General features: G+C 64.1%; 21 protein-coding genes and 2 tRNA genes. 11 read left to right on the plus strand and 12 right to left on the minus strand.

The annotated features are described in order from the left end of the window. Positions 1 to 2: 2 nt before the first annotated feature. Positions 3 to 404, minus strand: a complete 402-nt coding sequence (locus tag AWB65_RS12390; protein WP_087667454.1) for an RT0821/Lpp0805 family surface protein — start codon at positions 402 to 404, stop codon at positions 3 to 5. A gap of 232 nt (positions 405 to 636) precedes the next feature. On the opposite strand from AWB65_RS12390, the gene AWB65_RS12395 reads away from it, so the two are divergent. Further along, complete coding sequence (locus AWB65_RS12395) at positions 637 to 888, plus strand: hypothetical protein (protein ID WP_087667455.1); 252 nt, start codon at positions 637 to 639, stop codon at positions 886 to 888. Here AWB65_RS12395 and AWB65_RS12400 read toward each other — a convergent pair. Continuing rightward, complete coding sequence (locus tag AWB65_RS12400) at positions 885 to 2,171, minus strand: cytochrome-c peroxidase (protein ID WP_235007608.1); 1,287 nt, start codon at positions 2,169 to 2,171, stop codon at positions 885 to 887. The two genes, AWB65_RS12395 and AWB65_RS12400, sit on opposite strands and share 4 nt — an antisense overlap. A gap of 220 nt (positions 2,172 to 2,391) precedes the next feature. Here AWB65_RS12400 and AWB65_RS12405 point away from each other — a divergent pair, with 220 nt between their 5' ends. Next, a complete protein-coding gene (locus AWB65_RS12405) occupies positions 2,392 to 3,954 on the plus strand; it encodes an acid phosphatase (RefSeq protein ID WP_087667456.1) in 1,563 nt (520 codons plus the stop codon). A gap of 117 nt (positions 3,955 to 4,071) precedes the next feature. Then, complete coding sequence (locus AWB65_RS12410) at positions 4,072 to 5,043, plus strand: sulfonate ABC transporter substrate-binding protein (RefSeq protein ID WP_087667457.1); 972 nt, start codon at positions 4,072 to 4,074, stop codon at positions 5,041 to 5,043. A gap of 9 nt (positions 5,044 to 5,052) precedes the next feature. Here AWB65_RS12410 and AWB65_RS12415 read toward each other — a convergent pair whose 3' ends face one another. Further along, a complete protein-coding gene (locus AWB65_RS12415; protein WP_087667458.1) occupies positions 5,053 to 5,739 on the minus strand; it encodes a GntR family transcriptional regulator in 687 nt (228 codons plus the stop codon). A 129-nt stretch (positions 5,740 to 5,868) separates the two neighbouring features. Between AWB65_RS12415 and AWB65_RS12420 the strand changes: the two genes are divergently transcribed. Together AWB65_RS12420 and AWB65_RS12425 are read left to right on the plus strand one after the other, a co-directional pair. Beyond that, on the plus strand, positions 5,869 to 7,059 hold the full coding sequence (locus tag AWB65_RS12420; RefSeq protein WP_087667459.1) for an amidohydrolase family protein: 1,191 nt from the start codon (positions 5,869 to 5,871) through the stop codon (positions 7,057 to 7,059). Next, positions 7,056 to 8,279 carry a cyanate transporter gene (locus AWB65_RS12425; protein WP_087667460.1) on the plus strand — a complete coding sequence of 408 codons (1,224 nt, stop codon included), beginning with the start codon at positions 7,056 to 7,058 and terminating at the stop codon, positions 8,277 to 8,279. The genes AWB65_RS12420 and AWB65_RS12425 overlap by 4 nt, the downstream gene beginning before the upstream one ends. Before the next feature lie 9 nt (positions 8,280 to 8,288). On the opposite strand, the gene AWB65_RS12430 is transcribed toward AWB65_RS12425, so the two are convergent. Further along, positions 8,289 to 8,365: transfer RNA gene (locus tag AWB65_RS12430), tRNA-Arg, on the minus strand. A gap of 60 nt (positions 8,366 to 8,425) precedes the next feature. After that, a complete protein-coding gene (locus AWB65_RS12435) occupies positions 8,426 to 9,256 on the minus strand; it encodes an undecaprenyl-diphosphate phosphatase (protein WP_087667461.1) in 831 nt (276 codons plus the stop codon). Positions 9,257 to 9,792: 536 nt separating this feature from the next. On the opposite strand from AWB65_RS12435, the gene AWB65_RS12440 reads away from it, so the two are divergent. The 3 genes from AWB65_RS12440 (at position 9,793) to AWB65_RS12450 (ending at position 11,833) form a co-directional block, all read left to right on the plus strand. Next, positions 9,793 to 10,695 (plus strand): aldose epimerase family protein, encoded by a 903-nt coding sequence (locus tag AWB65_RS12440; RefSeq protein ID WP_087667462.1) that lies wholly within the window; start codon positions 9,793 to 9,795, stop codon positions 10,693 to 10,695. A 105-nt stretch (positions 10,696 to 10,800) separates the two neighbouring features. Further along, positions 10,801 to 11,496, plus strand: coding sequence for a peptidoglycan DD-metalloendopeptidase family protein (locus tag AWB65_RS12445; protein ID WP_235007609.1), 696 nt, complete (start codon positions 10,801 to 10,803; stop codon positions 11,494 to 11,496). Between the two features lie 34 nt (positions 11,497 to 11,530). Further along, positions 11,531 to 11,833, plus strand: coding sequence for a hypothetical protein (locus AWB65_RS12450; RefSeq protein WP_200821715.1), 303 nt, complete (start codon positions 11,531 to 11,533; stop codon positions 11,831 to 11,833). A 439-nt stretch (positions 11,834 to 12,272) separates the two neighbouring features. Here the strand turns inward: AWB65_RS12450 and AWB65_RS36330 are convergent, their stop codons facing one another. Then, complete coding sequence (locus tag AWB65_RS36330) at positions 12,273 to 12,440, minus strand: hypothetical protein (protein ID WP_159907622.1); 168 nt, start codon at positions 12,438 to 12,440, stop codon at positions 12,273 to 12,275. 71 nt (positions 12,441 to 12,511) lie between these two features. Continuing rightward, positions 12,512 to 12,588, minus strand: a tRNA-Pro gene (locus tag AWB65_RS12460). 126 nt (positions 12,589 to 12,714) lie between these two features. On the opposite strand from AWB65_RS12460, the gene AWB65_RS12465 reads away from it, so the two are divergent. Continuing rightward, positions 12,715 to 13,170, plus strand: coding sequence for a SixA phosphatase family protein (locus AWB65_RS12465; RefSeq protein ID WP_087667466.1), 456 nt, complete (start codon positions 12,715 to 12,717; stop codon positions 13,168 to 13,170). 94 nt (positions 13,171 to 13,264) lie between these two features. After that, on the plus strand, positions 13,265 to 14,062 hold the full coding sequence (locus tag AWB65_RS12470) for a GNAT family N-acetyltransferase (RefSeq protein WP_087667467.1): 798 nt from the start codon (positions 13,265 to 13,267) through the stop codon (positions 14,060 to 14,062). Positions 14,063 to 14,124: 62 nt separating this feature from the next. On the opposite strand, the gene ppx is transcribed toward AWB65_RS12470, so the two are convergent. Then, positions 14,125 to 15,636, minus strand: a complete 1,512-nt coding sequence (gene ppx / locus AWB65_RS12475; protein ID WP_087667468.1) for an exopolyphosphatase — start codon at positions 15,634 to 15,636, stop codon at positions 14,125 to 14,127. Positions 15,637 to 15,867: 231 nt separating this feature from the next. Between ppx and ppk1 the strand changes: the two genes are divergently transcribed. Then, positions 15,868 to 17,931: a polyphosphate kinase 1 gene (gene ppk1, locus AWB65_RS12480; RefSeq protein WP_087667469.1), complete on the plus strand. Its 2,064-nt coding sequence runs from the start codon at positions 15,868 to 15,870 to the stop codon at positions 17,929 to 17,931. 37 nt (positions 17,932 to 17,968) lie between these two features. Here ppk1 and phoR read toward each other — a convergent pair whose 3' ends face one another. The 4 genes from phoR to pstB are packed head-to-tail and all read right to left on the minus strand — an operon-like array spanning position 17,969 to position 21,677. Continuing rightward, entirely contained in the window at positions 17,969 to 19,282 is a 1,314-nt protein-coding gene (phoR, locus tag AWB65_RS12485; RefSeq protein WP_087667470.1) for a phosphate regulon sensor histidine kinase PhoR, read from the minus strand. A gap of 36 nt (positions 19,283 to 19,318) precedes the next feature. Then, positions 19,319 to 20,020, minus strand: coding sequence for a phosphate regulon transcriptional regulator PhoB (phoB, locus tag AWB65_RS12490; RefSeq protein WP_087642761.1), 702 nt, complete (start codon positions 20,018 to 20,020; stop codon positions 19,319 to 19,321). 34 nt (positions 20,021 to 20,054) lie between these two features. After that, positions 20,055 to 20,759, minus strand: a complete 705-nt coding sequence (gene phoU / locus AWB65_RS12495; protein ID WP_087655643.1) for a phosphate signaling complex protein PhoU — start codon at positions 20,757 to 20,759, stop codon at positions 20,055 to 20,057. Positions 20,760 to 20,795: 36 nt separating this feature from the next. Continuing rightward, a complete protein-coding gene (gene pstB / locus AWB65_RS12500) occupies positions 20,796 to 21,677 on the minus strand; it encodes a phosphate ABC transporter ATP-binding protein PstB (RefSeq protein ID WP_374729745.1) in 882 nt (293 codons plus the stop codon). Positions 21,678 to 21,693: the final 16 nt, after the last annotated feature.

Raw genomic sequence — 21,693 nt, forward strand, 5'->3', positions numbered from 1 at the left:
CATCATTGCTTCTTCAGTTGCCATTTGCCGCCGCCGCTCGGCTTGCAGGCGGTGGGCGTCCAGCTTTGAGTCTGCCCCTTCGCGACCGCGACGAGCGTCACCTTGCGGCAGGTGCGCCCGCCTTCCTCGAAGGATTCGTGCGGCGTCACGGTGCCTTTGATCGATACCGGATTGCCCGTGCCCTGGTTGTTCCAGTCCGACGACTCGCCGTTCTTGTTGCTTTCGAGCGCCGCGCTCGCCGCCTTGTTGAGCGCCTGCAGGTCTCGCTGCTTCATGTAACTGATCGGGGTGTCGTTGAGAAAGCCGAGGTTCGCGGCGAATGCGGCCGCCGTCCCGGCGACGAGCGCGACAGCCACCACCGACTGGACACAGCGACGGGTGAACGCACGGGATTGCATCGGCATGGAACATCCTCCTCAAGGTCGAATTCGATGGCCGCGCGCGAAGCAAACCGGAGCGCGGCCGGGTCCGACGAGAATAGCATGAGGCGCTGTCCGCAAGCGCCGCCGGACGGCCGTCGGACGCTTATGAGAGTCTTATCAGAACGTATCGGGGGAATTTTAAGATTGGTCCAATGGCCCGCTCATCCGGGCATGTCTAGCATGACGGGATTGTCCTTTCTCCGCTCATCCGATCATGTCCGAACTTCTGTTTTCCCCCCAGTCGCCCACTATTTACTGGCTGCTCTCGATCGTCAGCGTGGCGTGCGCGGCGGGTATTCCCGGTGCCGTCCTTCTCGTCGACCGGGTGCTCGCGCGCGGACCGGTCTGGAAGCAGCAGGACGACGTCTGCGACTGGCCGCGCGTCGTCGCGTGGAGCGGCATGACGCTTTTGCTCGCGTCGTTCGTCGCGCTCGTGCTGCTCTGCCGTTTGCTTGCTACGGCTTAGTTCTCTGCTGTCTTGGCCGGCGCCTTCGCCGCCGGCTCGTACCCATCCGTCAGCGTGTTCAGAAACGCGACGACATCTCTGATCTCCGCCTCATTCAACGCCGGCTTCTCGCCGCGTTTGCGATCAAACGGCGGCTCCATGTTCACGTTGGCCCAGTAACGCTTCGGCAAGTCGTCGAACTTCTGCGCCACGCCCTTCGATACCGGATAGAACTTCTCCGGATTCGTATCCCGCTCGACATAGAACCGCACCACGTCCTCGAGCGAGTGGTAGATCCCGTTATGAAAGAAGGTCTTGCGCAGCGCGACGTTGCGCAGCGACGGCGTGCGGAATAATCCGCAGAATTCGTCGCGTCCCTTCAGATCCGTCCGCTCCGGGCCGCAGGCGCCCAGGTCGTGAAAACGCGCGTCCTTGTTGATCGGCAGCGCGCGGTTGCGCGGCACGCCGATCGCGATCAGGCCGAAGTCACTGAACTGCGGCGGCGTGCCGTCTTTTGCGCGCTGGCTGATGTGGCACGCAGCACAATTGCCCTTCCGTTCATCGTTGAAGAGTTCCAGACCATGCATCTCCGCCGTGGTCAGCGTCGCCTTGCCTGCGAGAAAAGCGTCGAACTTGCTCGTGTACGGGTAGAACTTCTTCGGCTCCTGCTCGAACGCTTCGAGCGCGCGCAGCACGGCGGCGAAAGTCTTGTCGTCGCTATCGAAGACGCTAGTGCCGAACGCGCGGCGGAAGTCGTCCGCGTAGGGCGCCGCCTTTACCGCTGCCGCTACCTTCGCGGGCGAGCTGCCCATTTCGAACGACGACAGCAACGGAATCCGCGCCTGGTCCGCGCCATGATCGACGCGTCCGTCCCACGTGAGGCCGCCAGTCGGCCCGGCATCGACGCTTTCGTCGCCTTCATCATCGGAGTCGTGAAAATGCTCGCTGAACGCGGGCACCGCCTGCAAATACGTGAGCGACGGCACCGCGCGAAAGCCCGGCCGATGCATGTCACTGCCCCCGAATTGCACTGATAGCGCATTCGGCGGCCCGAACGCGTGACTCGGGCTGTGGCACGACGCGCACGCGAGCTTGCCCGATCCCGAGAGCGACGGATCGGAGAACAGCTTCGCACCGACAGACGTCATCTCCTTCACCGCGGCGAAGACCTGGGCCCGCGATTGCGCCTGCGGCGACGCGGTCGCCGTCTCGTGAACGGGTGGCGGGTTGGCCGCGTGCGAATCGCAACCGCTCAATACGATCGCCGCCAGCGCAGCTGCGATGAGGGAGAAAGACAAACGCATCGGGGACATAAGCGGACAGGCGAATGAAAAGAAGCCGAAGCGTATGACGCGAAGATGTCGATTACATGTCACCGCGAAAAGGCCGCACGACCTTACGCATCCGAAAGCGTTATTACACGGCCACGTCAAACGCGCTTGCGACACTTGCGCGCCGGCCACGTACGGCAGCGCTTCCGCGCGCTCCGGCGAGCGCCGGCTCCCCAACATCAGAGACCATTCAATGAACAAGAAACTCGTGTGCGCAACGCCCCTCGCGGCGCTGCTCGCATTCGGCCTCTACGCGTGCGGCGGCAATGGCAGCACGCATGCGGATCTGTCGTCGGTGAAGAACGTCGTCGTGATCTATGCGGAGAACCGCAGCTTCGACAACCTGTACGGCAATTTCCCCGGCGCGAACGGCCTGCAGAACGTCGCGACGGCAAACTACCAGCAGCTCGACCGCAACGGCAGCGTGCTCGCCACCCTGCCCGCTGTCTGGGGCGGACTGACGGCGAAGGGCATCACGCCGGCCGTCACCGAGGCGATGACGGTCAACCTGCCGAACGGACCATTCGCGATCGACGATCCCGCCGGTTTCAATACGACGCTCTCGGTCACGACGCGCGACCTGTATCACCGCTTCTACGAGAACCAGATGCAGATCGACGGCGGCAAGAACGACAAGTTCGCCGCGTGGGCTGATTCGGGCGGCCTCGTGATGGGCCACTACAACACGAACGCCGACAAGCTGCCGCTCTACAAGATCGCGCAGCAATACACGCTCGCCGACAACTTCTTCATGGGCGCGTTCGGCGGCTCGTTCCTGAATCACCAGTGGCTCGCGTGCGCGTGCACGCCGGTCTACCCGAACGCGGACAAGAGCCCGGCGGCCAGCTCGATTTCCGCCGTCGATACCGATGGCGTCTCGCTGAAAGTCGCGTCGAACTCGCCCGCGTCGGCGCTTGCCGGCATCCCGAAGTTCGTGAATTCCGGCAACCTCACGCCCGACTTCTTCGCGATCAACACGATGCAGCCGCCGTATCAGCCGAGCGGCAACAAGGCGGCAACGGGCGGCGATCCCGCGTATGCCGATCCTTCAGTGGCGACGACGCTGCCGCCGCAAACGCAGCAACACATCGGCGACTTGCTGAACAACGCGGGTGTGTCGTGGGCGTGGTACGGCGGCTCGTGGGGCGCGGCACTCACCGATCCGACGAAGATCTACGGCTCGACGAATTCGGTGCCGAACTTCCAGACGCATCACCAGCCGTTCAACTACTTCGCCGATCTCGCGCCGGGTACGGCGAACCGCGCGCAGCATCTGCTCGACGGCGGCACCGACGGCGCCGGGTTCATCGCGGCGATCAATGCCGGCACGCTACCGCAAGTGGCGTTCTACAAGCCGCAGGGCAACCTGAACGAACACGCGGGTTACACGGATGTCGCTTCGGGCGACGCGCACATCGCCGATCTGATCGCGCATCTGCAGAAGAGCCCGCAGTGGAAGAACATGGTCGTCGTCGTAACCTACGATGAAAACGGCGGCTTCTGGGATCACGTCGGCCCGCCGAAGGGCGATCGCTGGGGTCCGGGCTCGCGCATTCCGGCGCTCGTGATTTCGCCGTACGCGAAGAAGGGTTTCGTCGATCACACGCAATACGACACGACTTCGATCCTGCGCCTCATCACGCATCGCTTCTCGCTGCCGACGCTGCCCGGTCTCGCCGCACGCGATGCCGCGCTCGTCGCCAACGGCGGCAAGCCGATGGGCGACCTGACGAACGCGCTCGACTTCTCGCAGTAGTCACTTTCGATATTACGCGCCGCGTGAAAAGCTTCGCTCGATCGCTTGGTCGACGCGAAGCTTACGCGCCGTTATGTTCGACGGAATCACGTCTTTCCATCGAACATAACGGTCGTCATGAAACACACTCTTCGCCAGATTCTTTCGGCGGCAGCGCTCGTCGCGTTCGCCGCCTCTTCCACGTCGGCGCTCGCCGAGAACAAGCAGGTCCGCATCGGTTACCAGAAGGCCGGGCTGCTGGCGATTCTCAAGGCGCAGGGCACGATCGAGCAGAAGCTCAAGCCGCTCGGCTACAGCGTGTCGTGGTTCGAGTTCCCCGCCGGGCCGCAACTGCTCGAAGCGCTCAATAGCGGCAGCGTCGACTTCGGTTATACCGGTGCGCCGCCGCCCGTCTTCGCGCAGGCCGCGGGCGTGAACTTCGTTTATGTCGGCGCGGAGCCGGGTGCCGAGAGCAACGAGGCGATCTTCGTCAAGGCCGATTCTCCCGTGCGCTCGCTTGCCGACCTGAAGGGCAAGCGGATCGCGTTGCAGAAGGGATCGAGTTCCAATTTCCTGCTGCTCCAGGTGCTGAAGAAGGCGGGTCTCAAGTTCGACGACATCAAGCCCGTCTACCTGCCGCCCGCCGATGCGCGCGCCGCGTTCGAAAGCAGCGACGTCGATGCGTGGATCGTGTGGGACCCGTACTACGCGTCGGCGCAGCAGGCGTTGAAAGTGCGCACGCTCGCCGACTACGCGGGCCTGCCGAAACCATTCAACTTCTACGAAGCGACGCGCGGATTCGCGCAGAACAATCCGCAGGCGGTGCGCGCTCTGATCGAGCAGTTGCGGGCGGGCGGGCTGTGGGTCGGCGCGCATCCGGCCGAGACCGCCGCGCTGCTCGCGCCGAAGGTCGGGCTGGATACGGCGACGGTCGAGAAATGGGTGCGCCGCGTGCCGTACGCCGCCACGCCGATCGACGACAGGATCATCGCGACGCAGCAGACCGTCGCCGATGCGTTCTATCAGGCGAAGCTGATTCCGAAGCAGGTCGTGGTGAAGGACAACGTCTGGCGTGACGACACGCCTGCGCGGACGGCGACGGCGAATTAAGCCTGACGTTCAGGCGCCGCTGAAGAGCGACACGAGATCCGCGCCGCCGCGCGCGCTCGCCCGCGCGACGACGCGCTCTTCCAGTTCCTTCAAATGCTCGCGCATGGAGGCGAGCGCGGCGTCGGAATCGCCTGATTCGAGCGCTTCGATGAGTTGCGTGTGATCGTCCGATGCGCAGATAGACGCCTTAGATGGATCGAAGAGCGCCTTGTAAAGCTCAGTCTTCGCGACGAGTTGCGCGAAGAAAGCATGCAGTTCCGGCGCGCCGGCCAGTTCCACGAGCAGCAGGTGAAACTGGCCAGCGAGCCGCACGCAATCCTCGACCTTACCGGCCTTCGACGCCCGCTCCTCGCTTTTCACATGCGCTCGCAGACGGCGCTTTTGCTGCCCGGTGAGCGCGCCGCACAGCGTCACGACGATCCCCGCCTCCACCAGTTGCCGTGCGCGATACACCGCGCGGATATCGCCTTCCGATGGTGAAGGCACGAACGCCCCGCGATTCGCCTCCAGCACGACTTTTCCCTCGAAGCCGAGCCGCGCCAGCACCTTGCGGATCGTGCCGCGCGTGCAGTCGAACGCGGCGGCAAGATCGCGTTCGACGAGTTGCGCGCCCGGCGCAAGCTTGCCCTGAAGCAGCGCTGAAGTGAGCGCGGCGTGAATGCGTTCGTCGATGGGAAGCTGCTCGGGCGAGGACATGGAGGAGTAAAAGCGCTTGTTATACGCCGTATTTGGACGGTTCTCATTGTATCGGCTGAGTTACTCTCTCGTCGATGGTTAACCAAAATTAGCTAGAATGGTCAACCAAACACCGAGGGATTGCATCATATGAAATCGTCTGTCTGGATCAGAAACGTGCGGCCGCTCGGCGCGGCATCGGTCGACGTGCAGGTGATCGACGGCACGATTGCCGCGCTCGCGCCGCATGGGAGCGCGCCGCCGGCGAGCGGCGACACCGTCATCGATGGCGAGGGCGCGCTGCTCTTGCCGGGTTTCGTCGAAGGCCACACGCATCTCGACAAGACCACGTGGGGCATGCCGTGGTATCGCAACGAAGTGGGACCGCGTCTCGTCGATCGCATCGAGAACGAGCGGCGCTGGCGCGCGGCGAGCGGCCACGACGCGGCGCGCGCCTCCCGTGCGCTCGCGCTCGCGTTCCTGCGCGCGGGCACGACGCGTCTGCGCACGCACGTCGACATCGATACCGACGCGGGCCTGCGGCATCTCGACGGCGTCCTCGCCACGCGCGATGCGCTGAAAGACGTGCTCGACATGCAGATCGTCGCGTTCCCGCAGTCGGGCGTGACCGGCCGTCCGGGCACGCCCGAATTGCTCGACGCCGCGCTCGCAGCCGGCGCCGACGTGCTAGGCGCGCTCGATCCCGCCGCGATCGACGGCGATCCGGCCGCGTCGCTCGACATCACCTTCGCGCTCGCGACGAAACACCAGAAGCCGATCGACATTCATCTGCACGAGCCCGGCGAACTCGGCGCGTTCACGTTCGCCCTGCTGCTCGATCGCGTCGAGGCGCATGGATTCGGCGGGCGCGTCGTCGTGAGCCACGCGTTCTGTCTTGGCGAACTGGCCGCGCCGAAACGCGACGCGCTGCTCGAACGAATCGCGCGCGCGGGCGTGGCGCTCCTGACGACCGCGCCCGCCTCCACGCCCGTTCCGCCGCTGCGCGCGGCGCAAGCGGCGGGCGTCACGCTCTTCGGCGGCAACGACGGCATCCGCGACGCGTGGACGCCCTACGGCTCGCCCGACATGCTCGAACGCGCAATGCTGATCGCAATGCGCTACGACCTGCGCCGCGACGACGACCTCGCGACCGCCCTCGCCTGCGTCACGACCGAAGGCGCGCGCGGCTGCGATTTCGATCGATATGGCCTTGCGCCCGGCGCGCGTGCGGACCTCGTGCTCGTCGATGCCGAGACCGTCGCGCACGCGATCACGTCGCGGCCGGCGCGCCGCCTCGTGATGGCGAACGGCGTCGTCATCGCAGCGGATTTCGTGCGATGAAATCACGCTCCAATCTTGCGTGGCTCGTCGTTATCGTCGCGATCGGGCTCAACCTGCGGCCGCTCCTCACGTCGATCAGCCCGCTCGCCGGCGTGATCCTCGAATCGACCGGGCTCACATTTCATGACGCGTCGCTGCTCACCGGGCTGCCGGTCGTCGCGATGGGCGTCTGCGCGTTCGGTGCGAGCGCGCTCGCGCGGCTCGTTGGCGAGGCGCGCGGCGTGGCGGCGGGGCTCGTCGCGATTGTGATCGCGTGCGGGTCGCGGCTATTCATCGACAGCGGCAGCGTGTTGATCGCGAGCGCGGCGGTCGCGGGCGTGGGCGTCGCGGTGATTCAGGCGCTGTTGCCGGGCGTCATGAAGACGCGCTTTGCCGCGCGCCTGCCGTTCGCGATGGGCCTCTATTCGGCATCGATCATGGCGGGCGGCGGACTCGGCGCGAGCATCACGCCGGGCGTCGCCGCCCGCTTCTCGTGGCACGCAGGGCTCGCGGTTTGGGCGCTGCCCGCGCTGGTCGCGCTCGTGTCGTGGCGCTTGCTGACGCGCGGTCAGAGCGTACACGCGACGCAGCGTTCCGGCGCGGCTGGCAGCCACCCGACGCTCTTTCTCAACCGCCGCGCGTGGGCGCTCGGCGTCTACTTCGGGCTGGTGAACGGCGGCTACACGTGCCTCGTCGCGTGGCTGCCGGCTTACTACCAGCAGCTCGGGCGCAGCGTGACGGCAAGCGGCGCGCTGCTCGCGATCATGACGGTGTTCCAGGCATCGTCGGCGTTGCTGCTGCCGATGGCCGCCGCGCGCTTTCGCGACCGCCGGCCGTGGCTTGCTGCAGGCCTCGTCGCGCAACTGGCGGGCTTCGCCGCACTGCTCGTCGCGCCGATGGCGGCGCCCATCGTCATCGTCGCGTTGCTGGGCGGCGGGCTTGGCGGCGTGTTCGCGCTGACGCTCGTCCTCACGCTCGATCACACCGACGACCCGAGGCTCGCCGCGCGGCTCGTCGCATTCGTGCAGGGCGTGGGGTTCGTGATCGCGGCGGTGGCGCCGATCGTCGCGGGCATCGTGCGCGACGTGACGGGCGGTTTTTCGCTGTCGTGGACCATGCTCGCGACGAGCGTCGTCGCGATGACCGGATTGACCTTGGTGTTTGCGCCGCGCAGCTACGAGCGGGCGATGCGGGGAAATGCGGAGAAGGTGACGCGGACTACAGCGTTGGAAGAAGCTTGAAGAAGTCTCTGGCACGGCAGGAGGGACTCGAACCCCCGCCCCTCGGCTTAGAAGGCCGATGCTCTATCCAGCTGAGCTACTGCCGCGTCGCAAGAGAGCGAGGATTTTACCTCATCGACGGCGCCGGAGCGCCATCGAGATGACGATCAAACCGGTTGCGGATGCAGCATGAACCAGCCGAGGCACAGCGCCCCCGCGATCACGCAATACACGCCGAACGACGCCAGCCGTCCGCGCCCCTCGAAGTAGTGCATCAGGAAGCGGATGCTCAGATAAGCCGCGATGCCGGTCAGCACCCCGCCGAGCAGCGCATCGCCCAGTTGGCCGGGCGCGTGGAAGAGCTTCGGCAACTCCAGCACGCCCGCCGCGAAAATGATCGGTGTGCCCAGGAGGAACGAAAACTCCGCCGCCTTCTCGGCCGTGAGCCCCGCGCCGACGCCCGCGATCATCGTCAGCCCGCTACGCGAAAAACCGGGCACGAGCGCGCCGATCTGCGCGAGACCCACCAGAAACGCCTGCTTGAACGTGAGGCTTTCCGGCGTGCGGGTCGCGCGGGTGCGTTGCAGACGGTCGCCGAACCACAGCAGCACGCCGTTCACCATCAGCGCCGCCGCAACGATCCGCAGGTCGTGAAAAATCGCTTCCAGCCGCTTTTCGAGCAGCAAGCCGACGATGCCCGTCGGAATCGTGCCGATGATCAGCGCCCACATCATGTGGCCGTGCTCGTTGCGCCGGCCGCCGAGCGAAGTGAACCACCCGCCGATCAGCTCGATCCAGCGCCGCCGGAAATACCAGAGGAGCGCGAACGCGGTGCCGAGATGCAGCGCGACCAGGAACGGCAGCAATTGCGGCGCGTGCTTGTCGATATGCATGCCCATCAGGCCGGGCACGAGCAGCGTATGTCCAAGGCTGCTGACCGGAAACAGCTCGGTCACGCCCTGCAGGACGCTAAGAAAAACCAGAAACCACAAAGTCACGCGTCGATCCTTTTATCGTTACGGGGAGGACGCGTCGTGCGTTTGCCATCGATCGGGACTGCGGGAGTTCGACCGGATTGACGTTACGAGGGGATTTGAAACGGCACGGCGCGCGAAACCGGACCGATTATGCCGGTGGCGAAATCGGGCGCCAAGCGTTTAAGGCAAGCGGGATGAACCGACAGTCAAACGTCGGCCAAACAAATATCGAGGTAAGCAAGAACGAATGAAATCGAAAGCGTGGGCGCGCTTTCAGCCGCGCCGAGCGACGATTTCGCGCGTCACAGCTTATAGAGGAAAACCAGTGTGCTCGCGCCGAAGAGACCGAACATCGCCAGAGCCATTGTCATCGCCAAATCCATTCCTTCTCCTCGCTCTGTCTGGTTGCCAACACAGGGTTGAATAACAACACATCGCGCGCGCGGGCGTCAGTCGCGATTTCCCCCAAAGGGTTTCCCCGTACCAAAAAGCAGGGCAGAATCTGCGAGTCTGTTGCCACCACCCCGCCGTCAATACGCCTCCCGGAGCGCCCCATCATGTCATCCGACGTAGACATCACCGACATCACGCGCGACGGCGCCTCGATCTCGCTTGCGCCCAGCGCGGGTGGCCGGCTCATGACGTGGCAGGTCGGCGGCGAGCCGGTAATCCACTGGCCGGCGTCGCCCGACTGGTCGCAGTTCGCGAAAATCCGCGGCGGCAATCCGCTGCTCTTTCCGTTTCTGGGCCGCCATTTCGTCGACGGCGAGATCGGCAGGTGGCGCGATCCCGACGGCAAGATCCACGCGCTGCCGACGCACGGCTTCGCCCGCAACCTGCCCTTCACCTGCACGAAGGACGCGGACGGCCACGGCCTGCGCATGACGCTCGTCGATGGCGACGCGACCCGCGCGGGATATCCGTTCGCGTTCCGCTTCGAGGCAGCCTACCGGCTCGTCGATGCCACGACGCTCGAAGTCGAACTGACCACATCGAATCCGGGCGAAATCGCGCTGCCGTACTACGCGGGCCATCATTTCTACTTCCACTTGCCGCACGATCAGCGCGCGATCAGCAGCGTGGAACTGCCACGCACGGAGCGCCGTCATCAGCTCGACGACGGCTCGATCAGCGAGGCGCAGCCGGGCGCGCCGCGCTACACGCTCGACGATCCGGGCATCGTCGACCGGTTTCATTGCTTTACGGGCCCGTCCGACCAGCCGGTGCGGGTCTTCATGCCGGGGCTGAGGCGCGTGGTGAGCTTCGAGCTGGACCAGCCGGACTCGGTGCCGTGGTACGCGGTGACCACCTGGACCGAAGCGGATACCTCGGATTTCTACTGCGTCGAGCCGTGGATCGGCCTGCCGGACGCGATCCACAACGGGCGCGGCCTGCGCTGGCTCGCGCCGGGGAAGACGGAAGCGGCGTCGCTCAGGCTCTCCGTATCGCCCCTCGACTGAACGCGGCGCGCCGGCTTTTCGCGTCCGGATAGTCGATGACGTTAAAATCCGATGTTTGGACCGCCGCGCACCTTTGCACGTGGCGGCGCTTCGCGAGGTTTAAAGTTGGCAACAAGAATTCGACGGCTCCTCTGCGCCTCGCTGGCCGCAGTGCTCGCCGCTTGCGGCTCGGCGCCGGTCGGGCCGGGTTTCTATCGCGTGGAACAGGGCGACACGGTTTCGAAGATCGCGCGGGCGAACCGGACCTCGGTGCAGAACATCACGCGCTGGAACAGCCTGCCGAACGCCGATTCGATCGAAGTCGGACAGGTTTTGCGCGTCGCGCCCCCCGCGGGCACGGCAGCCGCATCGACCGGCGGATTGCGGACGGCGCCGGCTCCTGCTGCATCGGCGAATCGTGACACCGCGCCCGATCCCGCGCCCGCGAAGGCGCCCGCCGTCTCGCTGATCTGGCCGGCGCAGGGCGATTTGATCCGCGGTTTCGACGGCAAGACGTCGAAGGGCATCGACATCGGCAATGCGCCGGGCACGAAGATCGTCGCGGCGGCGGGCGGCACGGTCGTCTACGCGGGCAACGGCCTGCGCGGCTACGGCAACATGCTGATCGTCAAGCACGATTCGGAATACCTGACCGCCTACGCGCACAACCGCGCGCTCCTGGTGAAGGAAGGCCAGACGGTCACGCAGGGGCAGCAAATCGCGGAAATGGGCGATACGGACTCGAATCGCGTGATGCTGCATTTCGAGCTGCGCTATCTGGGCCGTTCAACCGATCCGTCGCGCTACCTGCCGCCGCGCTAACACTGAAGTCATGAGGAAAGAATTGATGAAGATGATGAACCGAGCTGCGTGCCTTGCGGCGCTGGGCGCCGTCGCGGCGCTCGGCGGCTGCGCGAATACGTCGACGATGACCTACCTGCCCTCGGGCGATACCGGTTTCGCCATCAACTGCAGCGGCGGCGATGCGAGCACGAGCTGGGCGGAGTGTTACAAAAAGGCAGGCGAGACGTGCGGCGCGTACGGCTACGAAGTCGTGTCGAAGGACACCGACGGGGGCGCGACCACAGGCGGAACGGTAGGCGGGATTTTCGGCGCGAACATCAAGAACCGCTCGATGGTGATTCGCTGCAAGCAATGACGGATGCGTTCGGCGCGCGTCTTGCGCGCCAGCGCGCGGAGCGCCAGCGGCCTGATAGCGGATCGATATGCGCCGCGAACGCGATGAGCAACGCGATTGCGACGGGACAAACGGCGAGGCAAATCCACAGCAGAATCATGATCGAAGCTAAGACGACGAATGCTCCGATCATAACGGCGCGGCAATAATTTCGCTGATACGGGATGTCGCTCGCGGTTACAGGGCATTTTTTACGCGGCACGCCTTGAACGCGATTCACTGTGCTGCTATCAACTCGTTACGCTCCGATACAAGCGCATACAACCCCGCGCCGCCCTCGCTACTATGATCGTTTTCAGCCCGCTCATTCTCTGCGCGAACAGTTAGTGCGGGTCAGAAGCCCCGATGTGCCCGCGTCGGGGCTTCGCCTTTTGCGGCGCTACAAGATCAAAAAAACCGCTTACTTCGACTGCTCCGGCGCATTCAGCATGGCCGGCGGGCGCGTATCCGTGGGAACGCCCTTATAGTCTGGCGGGTCCTGCGGCGGCTTGTGCTTCTGAGTCGACGATGAATCGGCGCAAGCGGCGAGCGTGAGCGCGAGGGCAGCAATGAAAACGATACGCGGCATGGGATGTCCGGAAGTCGGCCTGAAAAGACAAAGGGGTTGCAAGCCGAAACTTGTAACCCCTTCATGTACGGTGGTCGGAGCGAAAGGATTCGAACCTTCGACCCTCTGATCCCAAATCAGATGCGCTACCAGGCTGCGCTACGCTCCGACAAGCCGCAGATGATAGCGTTTTCCCGCACCACGCGCAATGAAAAGTGTCGAAGGAATTGGCACGCGCGATGCAACCCACGGTCGAAGTATTGTCGAACGCAATTCGAACTCACGGAGACACTCGATGAACCTCATTCTCTGGCGCCACGCCGAAGCCGAAGACCACGCCGCAAGCGATCTCGTGCGGCAACTCACGCCGCGCGGACGCAAGCAGGCGCAGGCGGTCGCGAAGTGGCTCAAGGCGCGCATCGACGATGACGCCGTCTTCATCGTCAGCCCCGCGACGCGCACGATCCAGACCGCCGAGGCGTTCGGCGACCGCTATCGCGTGGTCGAGCAACTCGCGCCCGGCAAGAGCGCGCAGGCCGTACTCGATGCCGCGGGCTGGCCCGAGGGCATCGCGGAGACGGTCATCGTGGTCGGCCATCAGCCGACGATCGGCCGCGTCGCCGCGTTGCTCCTTAGCGGGCAGGAAGCGGAGTGGTCCGTAAAGAAGGCCGGCATCTGGTGGTTCCAGCAACGCGCGCGCGGCGTCGACCAGATCGTCCTGCGCGCCGTGACGAATCCGGACCTCCTGTAGCCATTTCATCGAAGCGTCACGTGCACGCCATGCGAGCGTCACGCGCGATTACTACATTGGCGGGGATTCAAGAGAATCCCACCGAGGAACGCCAATGCAAGATTCATCATCCAAAGCGCGCCCGACGCTTCTGCACGACTCGCGCCGCCGTCTTCCGCGCGCGGCGGAAACGGTTACCGGACAGCATCGTCTGCAAGTCGCGTGGGCCCGCTCCGAGGGCGAACTGCGCGAGGCGCAACGCCTGCGCTATCGCGTGTTCTCCGACGAAATGGGCGCGCGCCTGTCAGGCCCGGCCGGCCTCGACGTCGATCGATTCGACGCCTTCTGCGATCACCTGCTCGTGCGCGATCTCGAAACGCTCAGAGTGGTCGGCACGTATCGCGTTTTGCCGCCGCATCAGGCGGCGCGCATCGGGCGGCTCTATGCGGAAAGCGAATTCGACGTGTCGCGTCTTGCGCACTTGCGGCCGAAGCTCGTGGAAGTGGGCCGCTCGTGTGTGCATCCCGACTATCGCAACGGCGCCGTCATCATGTCGCTGTGGGGCGGGCTCGCCGCCTACATGAAGCAGAACGGCTACGAGACGATGCTCGGCTGCGCGAGCGTCGGCATGATCGATGGCGGGCATTACGCGGCAAACCTCTATTGCTCGCTGCAAGGCGATTCGCTGACCGCCCCCGAATACCGCGCGTTCCCGCATACGCCGCTGCCGGTCGAGGAATTGCGCACCGGCGCCGAGGTGAGCCCGCCGCCGCTGGTGAAGGGCTATTTGCGGCTCGGTGCCAAGATTTGCGGCGCGCCCGCGTGGGACCCGGATTTCAACACGGCCGATTTCCTCACGCTGTTCCGCCTGTCCGACATCAACGCTCGCTACGCGCGCCACTTCATGAGCTGATGGGCGATAAAAAGCCCTGCCGCGCTCGCACGCGGCAGGGCTTTCGATTCCATCGATCCCGCTCAATCGTCCGTATAGACAACCCGATACGGCCGCCCGATCTTCTCCCACTCCGCCGCTTCCTGCACGAGGCTGTAATCGGTGAGCGGATTGTTGGCGACCCAGTCGTTCGGCAGGCGCACGTCGAAGCCGCTGCCCGCCTGCTTCACGCGAATGGCCGGCAAGCCGGCATCGGTGCGGCGGCGGCACAACAGCGCCGCGAGCCGCAGACAAAACAGCAGCGTCCAGTCGACATCGCGTGCGTGCGCGAGCTTGCCGAGTTTGCCCGCGTGGCCGAGCACGAGCGCCGCGAGCCGCGCCTGATCGGTGCGCGAGAAGCCGGGCATGTCCGCGTGACTCGCGATATACGCCGAGTGCTTGTGATACGCGCTGTGCGCGATCGACAGCCCGATCTCGTGCAGCGCCGCCGACCACGCGAGGAACATGCGGTTCTCCTCGCGGCGCTCGTCGTCGGGTTCGTCGAGCTGATCGTAGAAGCTGATCGCCAGTTCGGCGATGCGATCGGACTGCGCGGCATCGACGGCATAGCGCCGCTTGAAGCCCTCCACCGTCACCGTGCGCATGTCCTGATGCTGCGAGCGCCCGAGCAGGTCGTAGAGCACGCCGAGACGCAGCGCGCCGTCCGTCGTATCGACGTAATCGATGCCCAGCTCCTCGAACACGCCGAGCATGATCGACAAACCGCCCGCCAAGACAGGAATGCGGTCCGGCTTCAGCGCGATGAGTTTCAGCCGGTTCACGTTCTCCGCCTTGATCAAGGCGCGTTTCAGGCGCTCCAGGCCGCCGCGCGAGATGCCATGCGTGATGTGCGGATCGTTGAAACCGTTCGCCTCGACGAGTTCCGCCAGCGCGCGCGCCGTTCCCGACGAACCGATCGCCTGGTCCCAGCCCGTGTGCTTGTATTCGCTCGAAATGATCTGGATTTCGCGCTTGGCGGCGAGTTCGGCCTGGCGCATCGTGTATTCGTCGACGTTGCCCGCCGCGAAAAACTGCCGGCTGTGGCTCACGCAGCCGATGTAGAGGCTTTCCATGTGGATCGGCGTGTAATGCGAGCCGATGATGAATTCCGTCGAGCCGCCGCCGATGTCCACCACGAGGCGCTTGCCCGCGCTCGCAGGCACGGAATGCGCGGCGCCCGCATAGATGAGCCGCGCTTCCTCGCGGCCCGCGATCACTTCGATCGGGAAGCCGAGCGCGCTTTCCGCCTCGGCGATGAATTCGTTCGCGTTTTTTGCAACGCGCAGCGTATTGGTTGCGACGGCGCGCACGTGGTCCGGATGAAAATCGCGCAACCGTTCGCCGAAGCGCTTGAGCGCATCCCAGCCACGCAGTTGCGACGCGCGGTCGAGATATTTGTCGCGCGACAGGCCCGCGCCCAGGCGCACCGGCTCGCGCAGCGCATCGACCTGATAGATCTGGCTGCCGGCGTCGGTTTCCTCGACGCGCCCGACGATCAGCCGGAAGCTGTTCGAACCCAGGTCTACGGCGGCGAGAAGATGCGGGTGAGTGACCATCGGTTGTCCAGGATTCGTAAGAAAGGGACCGCAAAAAACCGCATCGCGGCGCCGCACCAATTCTAAAGCAAGCGCGCCCGGCCGCACCGCTACGCGGCCGCTCCTCTCGCGACGCTATTCCCAATCTGCGTAGAATTTGTGACACTGGAACTGTCACGAAAATTTAATCTTACTGTGAGAGTATCCGAGCCTCCGTTTGCCCTCCCGATCGACCCCCACCGCTCCTCGCCGATGTCCATACGCTATCCGCTTTTCAACCGCGAACTGGGCATACTGGGATTCAACGAGCGCGTGCTCGCGCAAGCCGCCGACACCGCCGTCCCTCTTCTCGAGCGGCTCCGTTTCATCTGCATCACCAGCAGCAATCTCGACGAGTTCTTCGAAGTCCGCATGGCAGGCCTGCAGGAACAGATGCGCGACAACCCCGGCTCGCTTTCGCCCGACGGCATGTCGCTGCAGCACGTGTACGACCTCGTCGTCGAGCGCACGCACCGGCTCGTGCGCCAGCAATACGCGATGCTGCACGAAATCGTGCTGCCCGCGCTCGAAAGCGAAGGCATCTTCTTTCATGGCGCCGACGGCTGGTCGCAGCAGCAGACCGCCTGGGCGCGCGCTTACTTCCAGGATGAACTGCTGCCCGTCCTGACGCCGATCGGGCTCGACCCCGCGCATCCGTTTCCGCGCGTGTTGAACAAGAGCCTGAACTTCGTCGTCGAGCTGGAGGGCAAGGACGCGTTCGGCCGTCAGGCGATGATGGGCATCGTGCAAGCGCCGCGTGCGTTGCCTCGCCTCGTGCGGATGCCCGAGGCGCTGTCGGGGTATCCACACGGCTTCGTGCTGCTGAGTTCGCTGATGCAGCACTTCGTCGCCGAGCTGTTTCCGCATCTGAACGTGCGAAGCTGCAACCAGTTTCGCATCACGCGCAATAGCGAACTGTTCGTCGACGAAGACGAAATCACGAATCTGCGCGTCGCGTTGCAGGGCGAATTGCCCGCGCGGCATCTGGGCAATGCGGTACGGCTGGAAGTGTCGGCGGAGACGCCGCCGCACATGATCCGGCGCCTGCTCGACGAGAGCCAGTTGAACGAGCGCGACTGCTATCGCGTGAACGGGCCTGTGAATCTCGTGCGGTTGATGCAGTTGCCCGAGATGGTGGACCGGCCGGACCTGAAGTTCGTGCCGCACATTCCGGCGATCCCGAAGACGATCGCGAGCGCCGCGAATCTCTTCGATGCGATCGATCAGGGCGACATCCTGCTGCATCATCCGTACGAGAGTTTTCAGCCGGTGCTCGAGTTGTTGCTGCAGGCGGCGAAGGACCCGCAGGTCGTCGCGATCAAGCAGACGATCTATCGCACCGGCACTGACTCCCCATTGATGGACGCGCTCATGCAGGCCGCGCGCAACGGCAAGGAAGTGACGGTGGTCGTCGAGTTGCTCGCGCGCTTCGATGAGGAGACGAACATCAACTGGGCCGCGCAGCTCGAAGCGGTGGGCGCGCACGTGGTGTACGGCGTGGTCGGCCACAAGTGCCACGCGAAGATGATGCTGATCGTGCGGCGCGTGTCGGTCGGCGGGAAGATGGTGTTGAAGCGCTATGTGCATCTGGGCACGGGGAACTATCATCCGCGCACGGCGCGTCTTTATACCGACTTTGGCATGATGACGTCCGACCAGGAGCTATGCGAGGACGTGCATCACGTGTTCCAGCAACTGACGGGCATCGGCGGGGAGATCGCGCTGCACCAGATCTGGCAGTCGCCGTTTACGCTGCACGCGCGGCTGATCGATGGCATTCGCGCCGAGGCCGATCATGCGCGGGCCGGGCGCAAGGCGCGCATCGTGGCAAAGATGAATGCCTTGCTGGAGCCTTCGGTAATTGCCGCGCTTTACGAGGCGTCGCAGGCGGGGGTGAAGATCGATTTGATCGTGCGCGGAGTGTGTTCCTTGAAGCCCGGCGTTGAAGATCTATCGGAAAACATCACCGTGCGATCGATCGTCGGGCGGTTTCTCGAGCATCATCGGATCTTCTATTTTTATGCGAATGGGCGAGAGGACGTTTATCTGTCGAGCGCGGACTGGATGGATCGCAACTTCTTCCGGCGTGTCGAAGTGGCGTTTCCGGTGCGTGATCGTCGGCTCAAGCGGCGCGTGATTGCCGAAGGATTATCGGTGTTTCTCGGTGACAATCAGGCGGCATGGCTCATGCAGAGCGATGGACATTACAAGCGCCGCCGGCCGGGGAAATCGATGCGCAATGCGCAGTTGGGGCTGCTCGCCAAGTTTTGTTCTTGAAGGTGCTGGCGCTATTTTTAAGAAGCGCCAGCGGAATTCAAACCGCTATCGATTTCCTCAAAGCAGTGCGCGCAGCGGGAAAGCGCACGATGAACGTACTTCCCCGTCCTTCCTCGCTTTTGACGTCAAGCTCGGCATGATGCCGCTGCAGCACATGCTTGACGATGGCAAGCCCCAGTCCCGTGCCGCCCGTGTCGCGTGAGCGGCTGCGATCCACGCGATAAAACCGCTCGGTCAAGCGCGGAATATGCTCCGCAGGAATGCCCAGCCCGCTGTCCCGCACCGAGAACACTGCGCGATCCTTCACTCGCTGCCAGACGACATCGATCGTCCCGCCGTCTGGCGTATAGCGAATCGCATTGGTGACGAGATTCCCGAGCGCACTCACGATCTCCGTCTCCGCGCCTGCGACCGTCAACGCCTCATCAGCGTTAAACGTAATCCGGTGCCGCCCGCCCGAAAGATTGTTGGCATCATCTTCGAGATGACGCAGGACCGCGCGCATATCGAGCAGATCATCGCTGGGCGGACGCATATCGCCTTCGAGATTTGCGAGCACGAGCAGATCGCGCACGATGTTCTGCATCCGCGAAGCCTGCTGGTCCATCATTTCGAGGTAACGCGCGCGATCCGCTTCATCGAGCGGCAACTCGCGCATCGTTTCCAGAAAGCCCGACAGCACCGTCAGCGGCGTCTTCAGTTCGTGCGATACATTCGCGACGAAATCACGCCGCATTGAATCGGTGCGCTCAAGCTCGGTAATGTCCTGCGTCAGAATCAGCTTGCGATTCTCGCCATAAGGAAACACCTGCACCGATAGCGTGTAGTGCCGCCGCACGCCCATCCCGCGCATCACGAGCATCTCTTCGTAATGGTGCGAGTTCAGATAACGCACGAACTCCGGCTGACGCACGAGATGCGTCACATGCTGGCGCAGATCGCGCTTCGCATCGAGCCCGAAGTGCGTCTCGGCGATCGCGTTGCACCACTCGATCTGATCACGGTCGTCGAGCATGGCGACGCCGTTCGGCGATGCCTGGATCGCCTGGATGAAGCGCGAATGCTGCTGCTCGACCTGACGCACCTGCGCGTGCCAGCGCTTCGCGAGCTTGTGCAGCCGGTAATAGATTTCGCCCCAGATGCCAAGCGCGCTCGGCACTTCGCCGTAGACGGGCGCATCGAGCAGACGCCACAGACGCTGCGTATGAAACGTGCTGATGAAGCTCTGCACGACGAGCACGACGACCGCGAACGCGAGCGCCACGCGCACGCCGAGGAAAGCGCCGATGAGCGCACTCAGCGCCGCGAGCAGCGCCAGGGACACGATCGAACGCGTCCAGATGATGTTCATGGATCGGCGAAAGAAGGAGTGGGGACCGGCGGCGGGTCAGGCGCTCCGGGCAAGCCGGTAGCCGCTGCCACGCACTGTTTCGATCATAGCATCGCAGCCCGCCGGCTTGAGCGCGGCGCGCAGGCGCTTGATATGCACGTCGACGGTCCGCTCCTCCACGAACACGTGATCGCCCCACACCTGATCCAGCAGTTGCGTGCGGCTATGTACACGCTCCGGATGCGTCATGAAGAAATGCAATAGCCGGAATTCGGTCGGGCCGAGATCGAGCTTGATATCGTTGCCCGAGTGGCTCGCGGCCACGCGATGCGTCGCCGGATCGAGGCGCAAGCCGTTGATCGCAACCACGTCTTCCGTCAACTGCGGCGCCCGGCGGCGCAGCACCGCCTTGATGCGCGCCATCAGTTCCTTCGGCGAGAAGGGTTTCGTGACGTAGTCGTCGGCGCCGATTTCGAGGCCGAGCACCTTGTCCTGCTCGTCGCCGCGCGCGGTCAGCATGATGATCGGAATGTGCTTCGTGCGCTCGTTGTTGCGCAACTCGCGAGCGAACGTGATGCCGGACTTGCCCGGCAGCATCCAGTCGAGCAGCACGAGATCGGGCAGGACATCGCTGATCAGGTTCTGCGCCTGCTCCGCGTTGTAGGCGCGGATCGGGCAATGTCCCGCGTGTTGCAGATTCACCGAGATCAGTTCGGAAATCGCGGGTTCGTCTTCGATGACGAGGATACTGCTGGGCATCGGCACCTCTGTGACCTTTTTGCTTGAAGTGAAATTAGCTGAGCGCTTCGCGTTCGAGCTGGTCGCGCGACACATGGCGCACGTCGGTTCCCTTCACGATGTAGATGATGAACTCGGCGATGTTCTTCGCATGGTCGCCGATCCGCTCGACCGCCTTCGCGATGAACAGATAGTCGAGCCCCGCCGAAATCGTGCGCGGGTCTTCCATCATGTACGTGATGAGCTTCCGGACGAACGCGCGGAATTCCTCGTCGATCGCCTTGTCGTCGCGCACGATCTGCGCGGCCGCGACGGTGTCGAGGCGCGCGAACGCATCGAGCGCACGGCGCAGGATCGTTACCGCCATCTCGCCCGAGAGCTTGATCTCCGCGATGTTCACCGTACGGCCCGCGCCGTCTTCGCTGATGCGCTTCACGCGCTTCGCGATCTTCTCGGCTTCGTCGCCGGCGCGTTCGAGGTTCGTGATCGTCTTCGAGATCGCCATCAGGAGGCGCAGGTCGCGCGCGGCGGGCTGCCGGCGCGCGATGATGTTGCTGCACTCCTCGTCGATCTCGACTTCCATCGTGTTCAATCGCACTTCGGCCGCGATCACCTGGTCGGCGACGGCAATGTCGAACGTGTTGAGCGCCTGCATCGCGTGGATGATCTGCGACTCGACGAGCCCGCCCATTTCCAGCACTTTCGACGATACCGCGTTGAGATCGGCATCGAACTGGCTCGACAGATGTTTATCGGACATGTATTGCTCCTGTAATCCCGTTCTCTCTCCGGCGGCTTAGCCGAACCGCCCGGTAATGTAGTCTTCCGTTTCCTTGCGGCCGGGCTTGATGAAGATCTTTTCGGTGTCTCCGAATTCGATCAGCTCGCCGAGGTACATATATGCAGTGTAGTCCGAGCAGCGCGCCGCCTGTTGCATGTTGTGCGTGACGATCACGACCGTGTAGTCGTTCTTCAGTTCGGCGATCAGTTCTTCGATGCGGCCCGTCGAAATAGGATCGAGCGCGGAGCACGGTTCGTCGAGCAACAGCACTTCGGGCCGGATCGCGATGCCGCGCGCGATGCACAGGCGCTGCTGCTGCCCGCCCGACAATCCATAGCCGCTTTGCTGCAGCTTGTCCTTCACTTCGTTCCAGAGCGCGGCCTTCGTCAGCGCCCATTCGACGCGATCGTCCATCTCCGAACGCGACAGTTGCTCGAACATCTTTACGCCGAACGCGATGTTGTCGTAGATCGACATCGGAAACGGCGTCGGCTTCTGGAACACCATGCCGACGCGCGCGCGAAGCAGCGAAATGTCGCGGCGCGTGTCCAGCAGGTTCTCGCCGTCCATCAGGATCTCGCCTTCGGCGCGCTGCTCCGGATAGAGCGCGTACATCTTGTTGAACGTGCGCAGGAGCGTGGACTTGCCGCATCCCGACGGGCCGATGAACGCCGTCACCTTCTTCTCGGGAATGCGCAGGTTGATGTTCTTCAGCGCGTGATACTTGCCGTAGAAGAAGTTGAGATCGTTGACTTCGATCTTCGGCTTCATCGAATCGGCGGGTTTTGCGCTGTGCGTCGGCTTGAAGCTGCCGGGCACCGGGCCGCGCTCGACCGGCGCCGCAGTCTTCTCGTCGACCGCGTTTGCGTTCAGGTGGCTGACACCACTGGTGACCATGTTCATGGAATCACTC

It is taken from the genome of Caballeronia humi (genome assembly GCF_001544475.1).
GTDB classification, from domain to species: domain Bacteria; phylum Pseudomonadota; class Gammaproteobacteria; order Burkholderiales; family Burkholderiaceae; genus Caballeronia; species Caballeronia humi.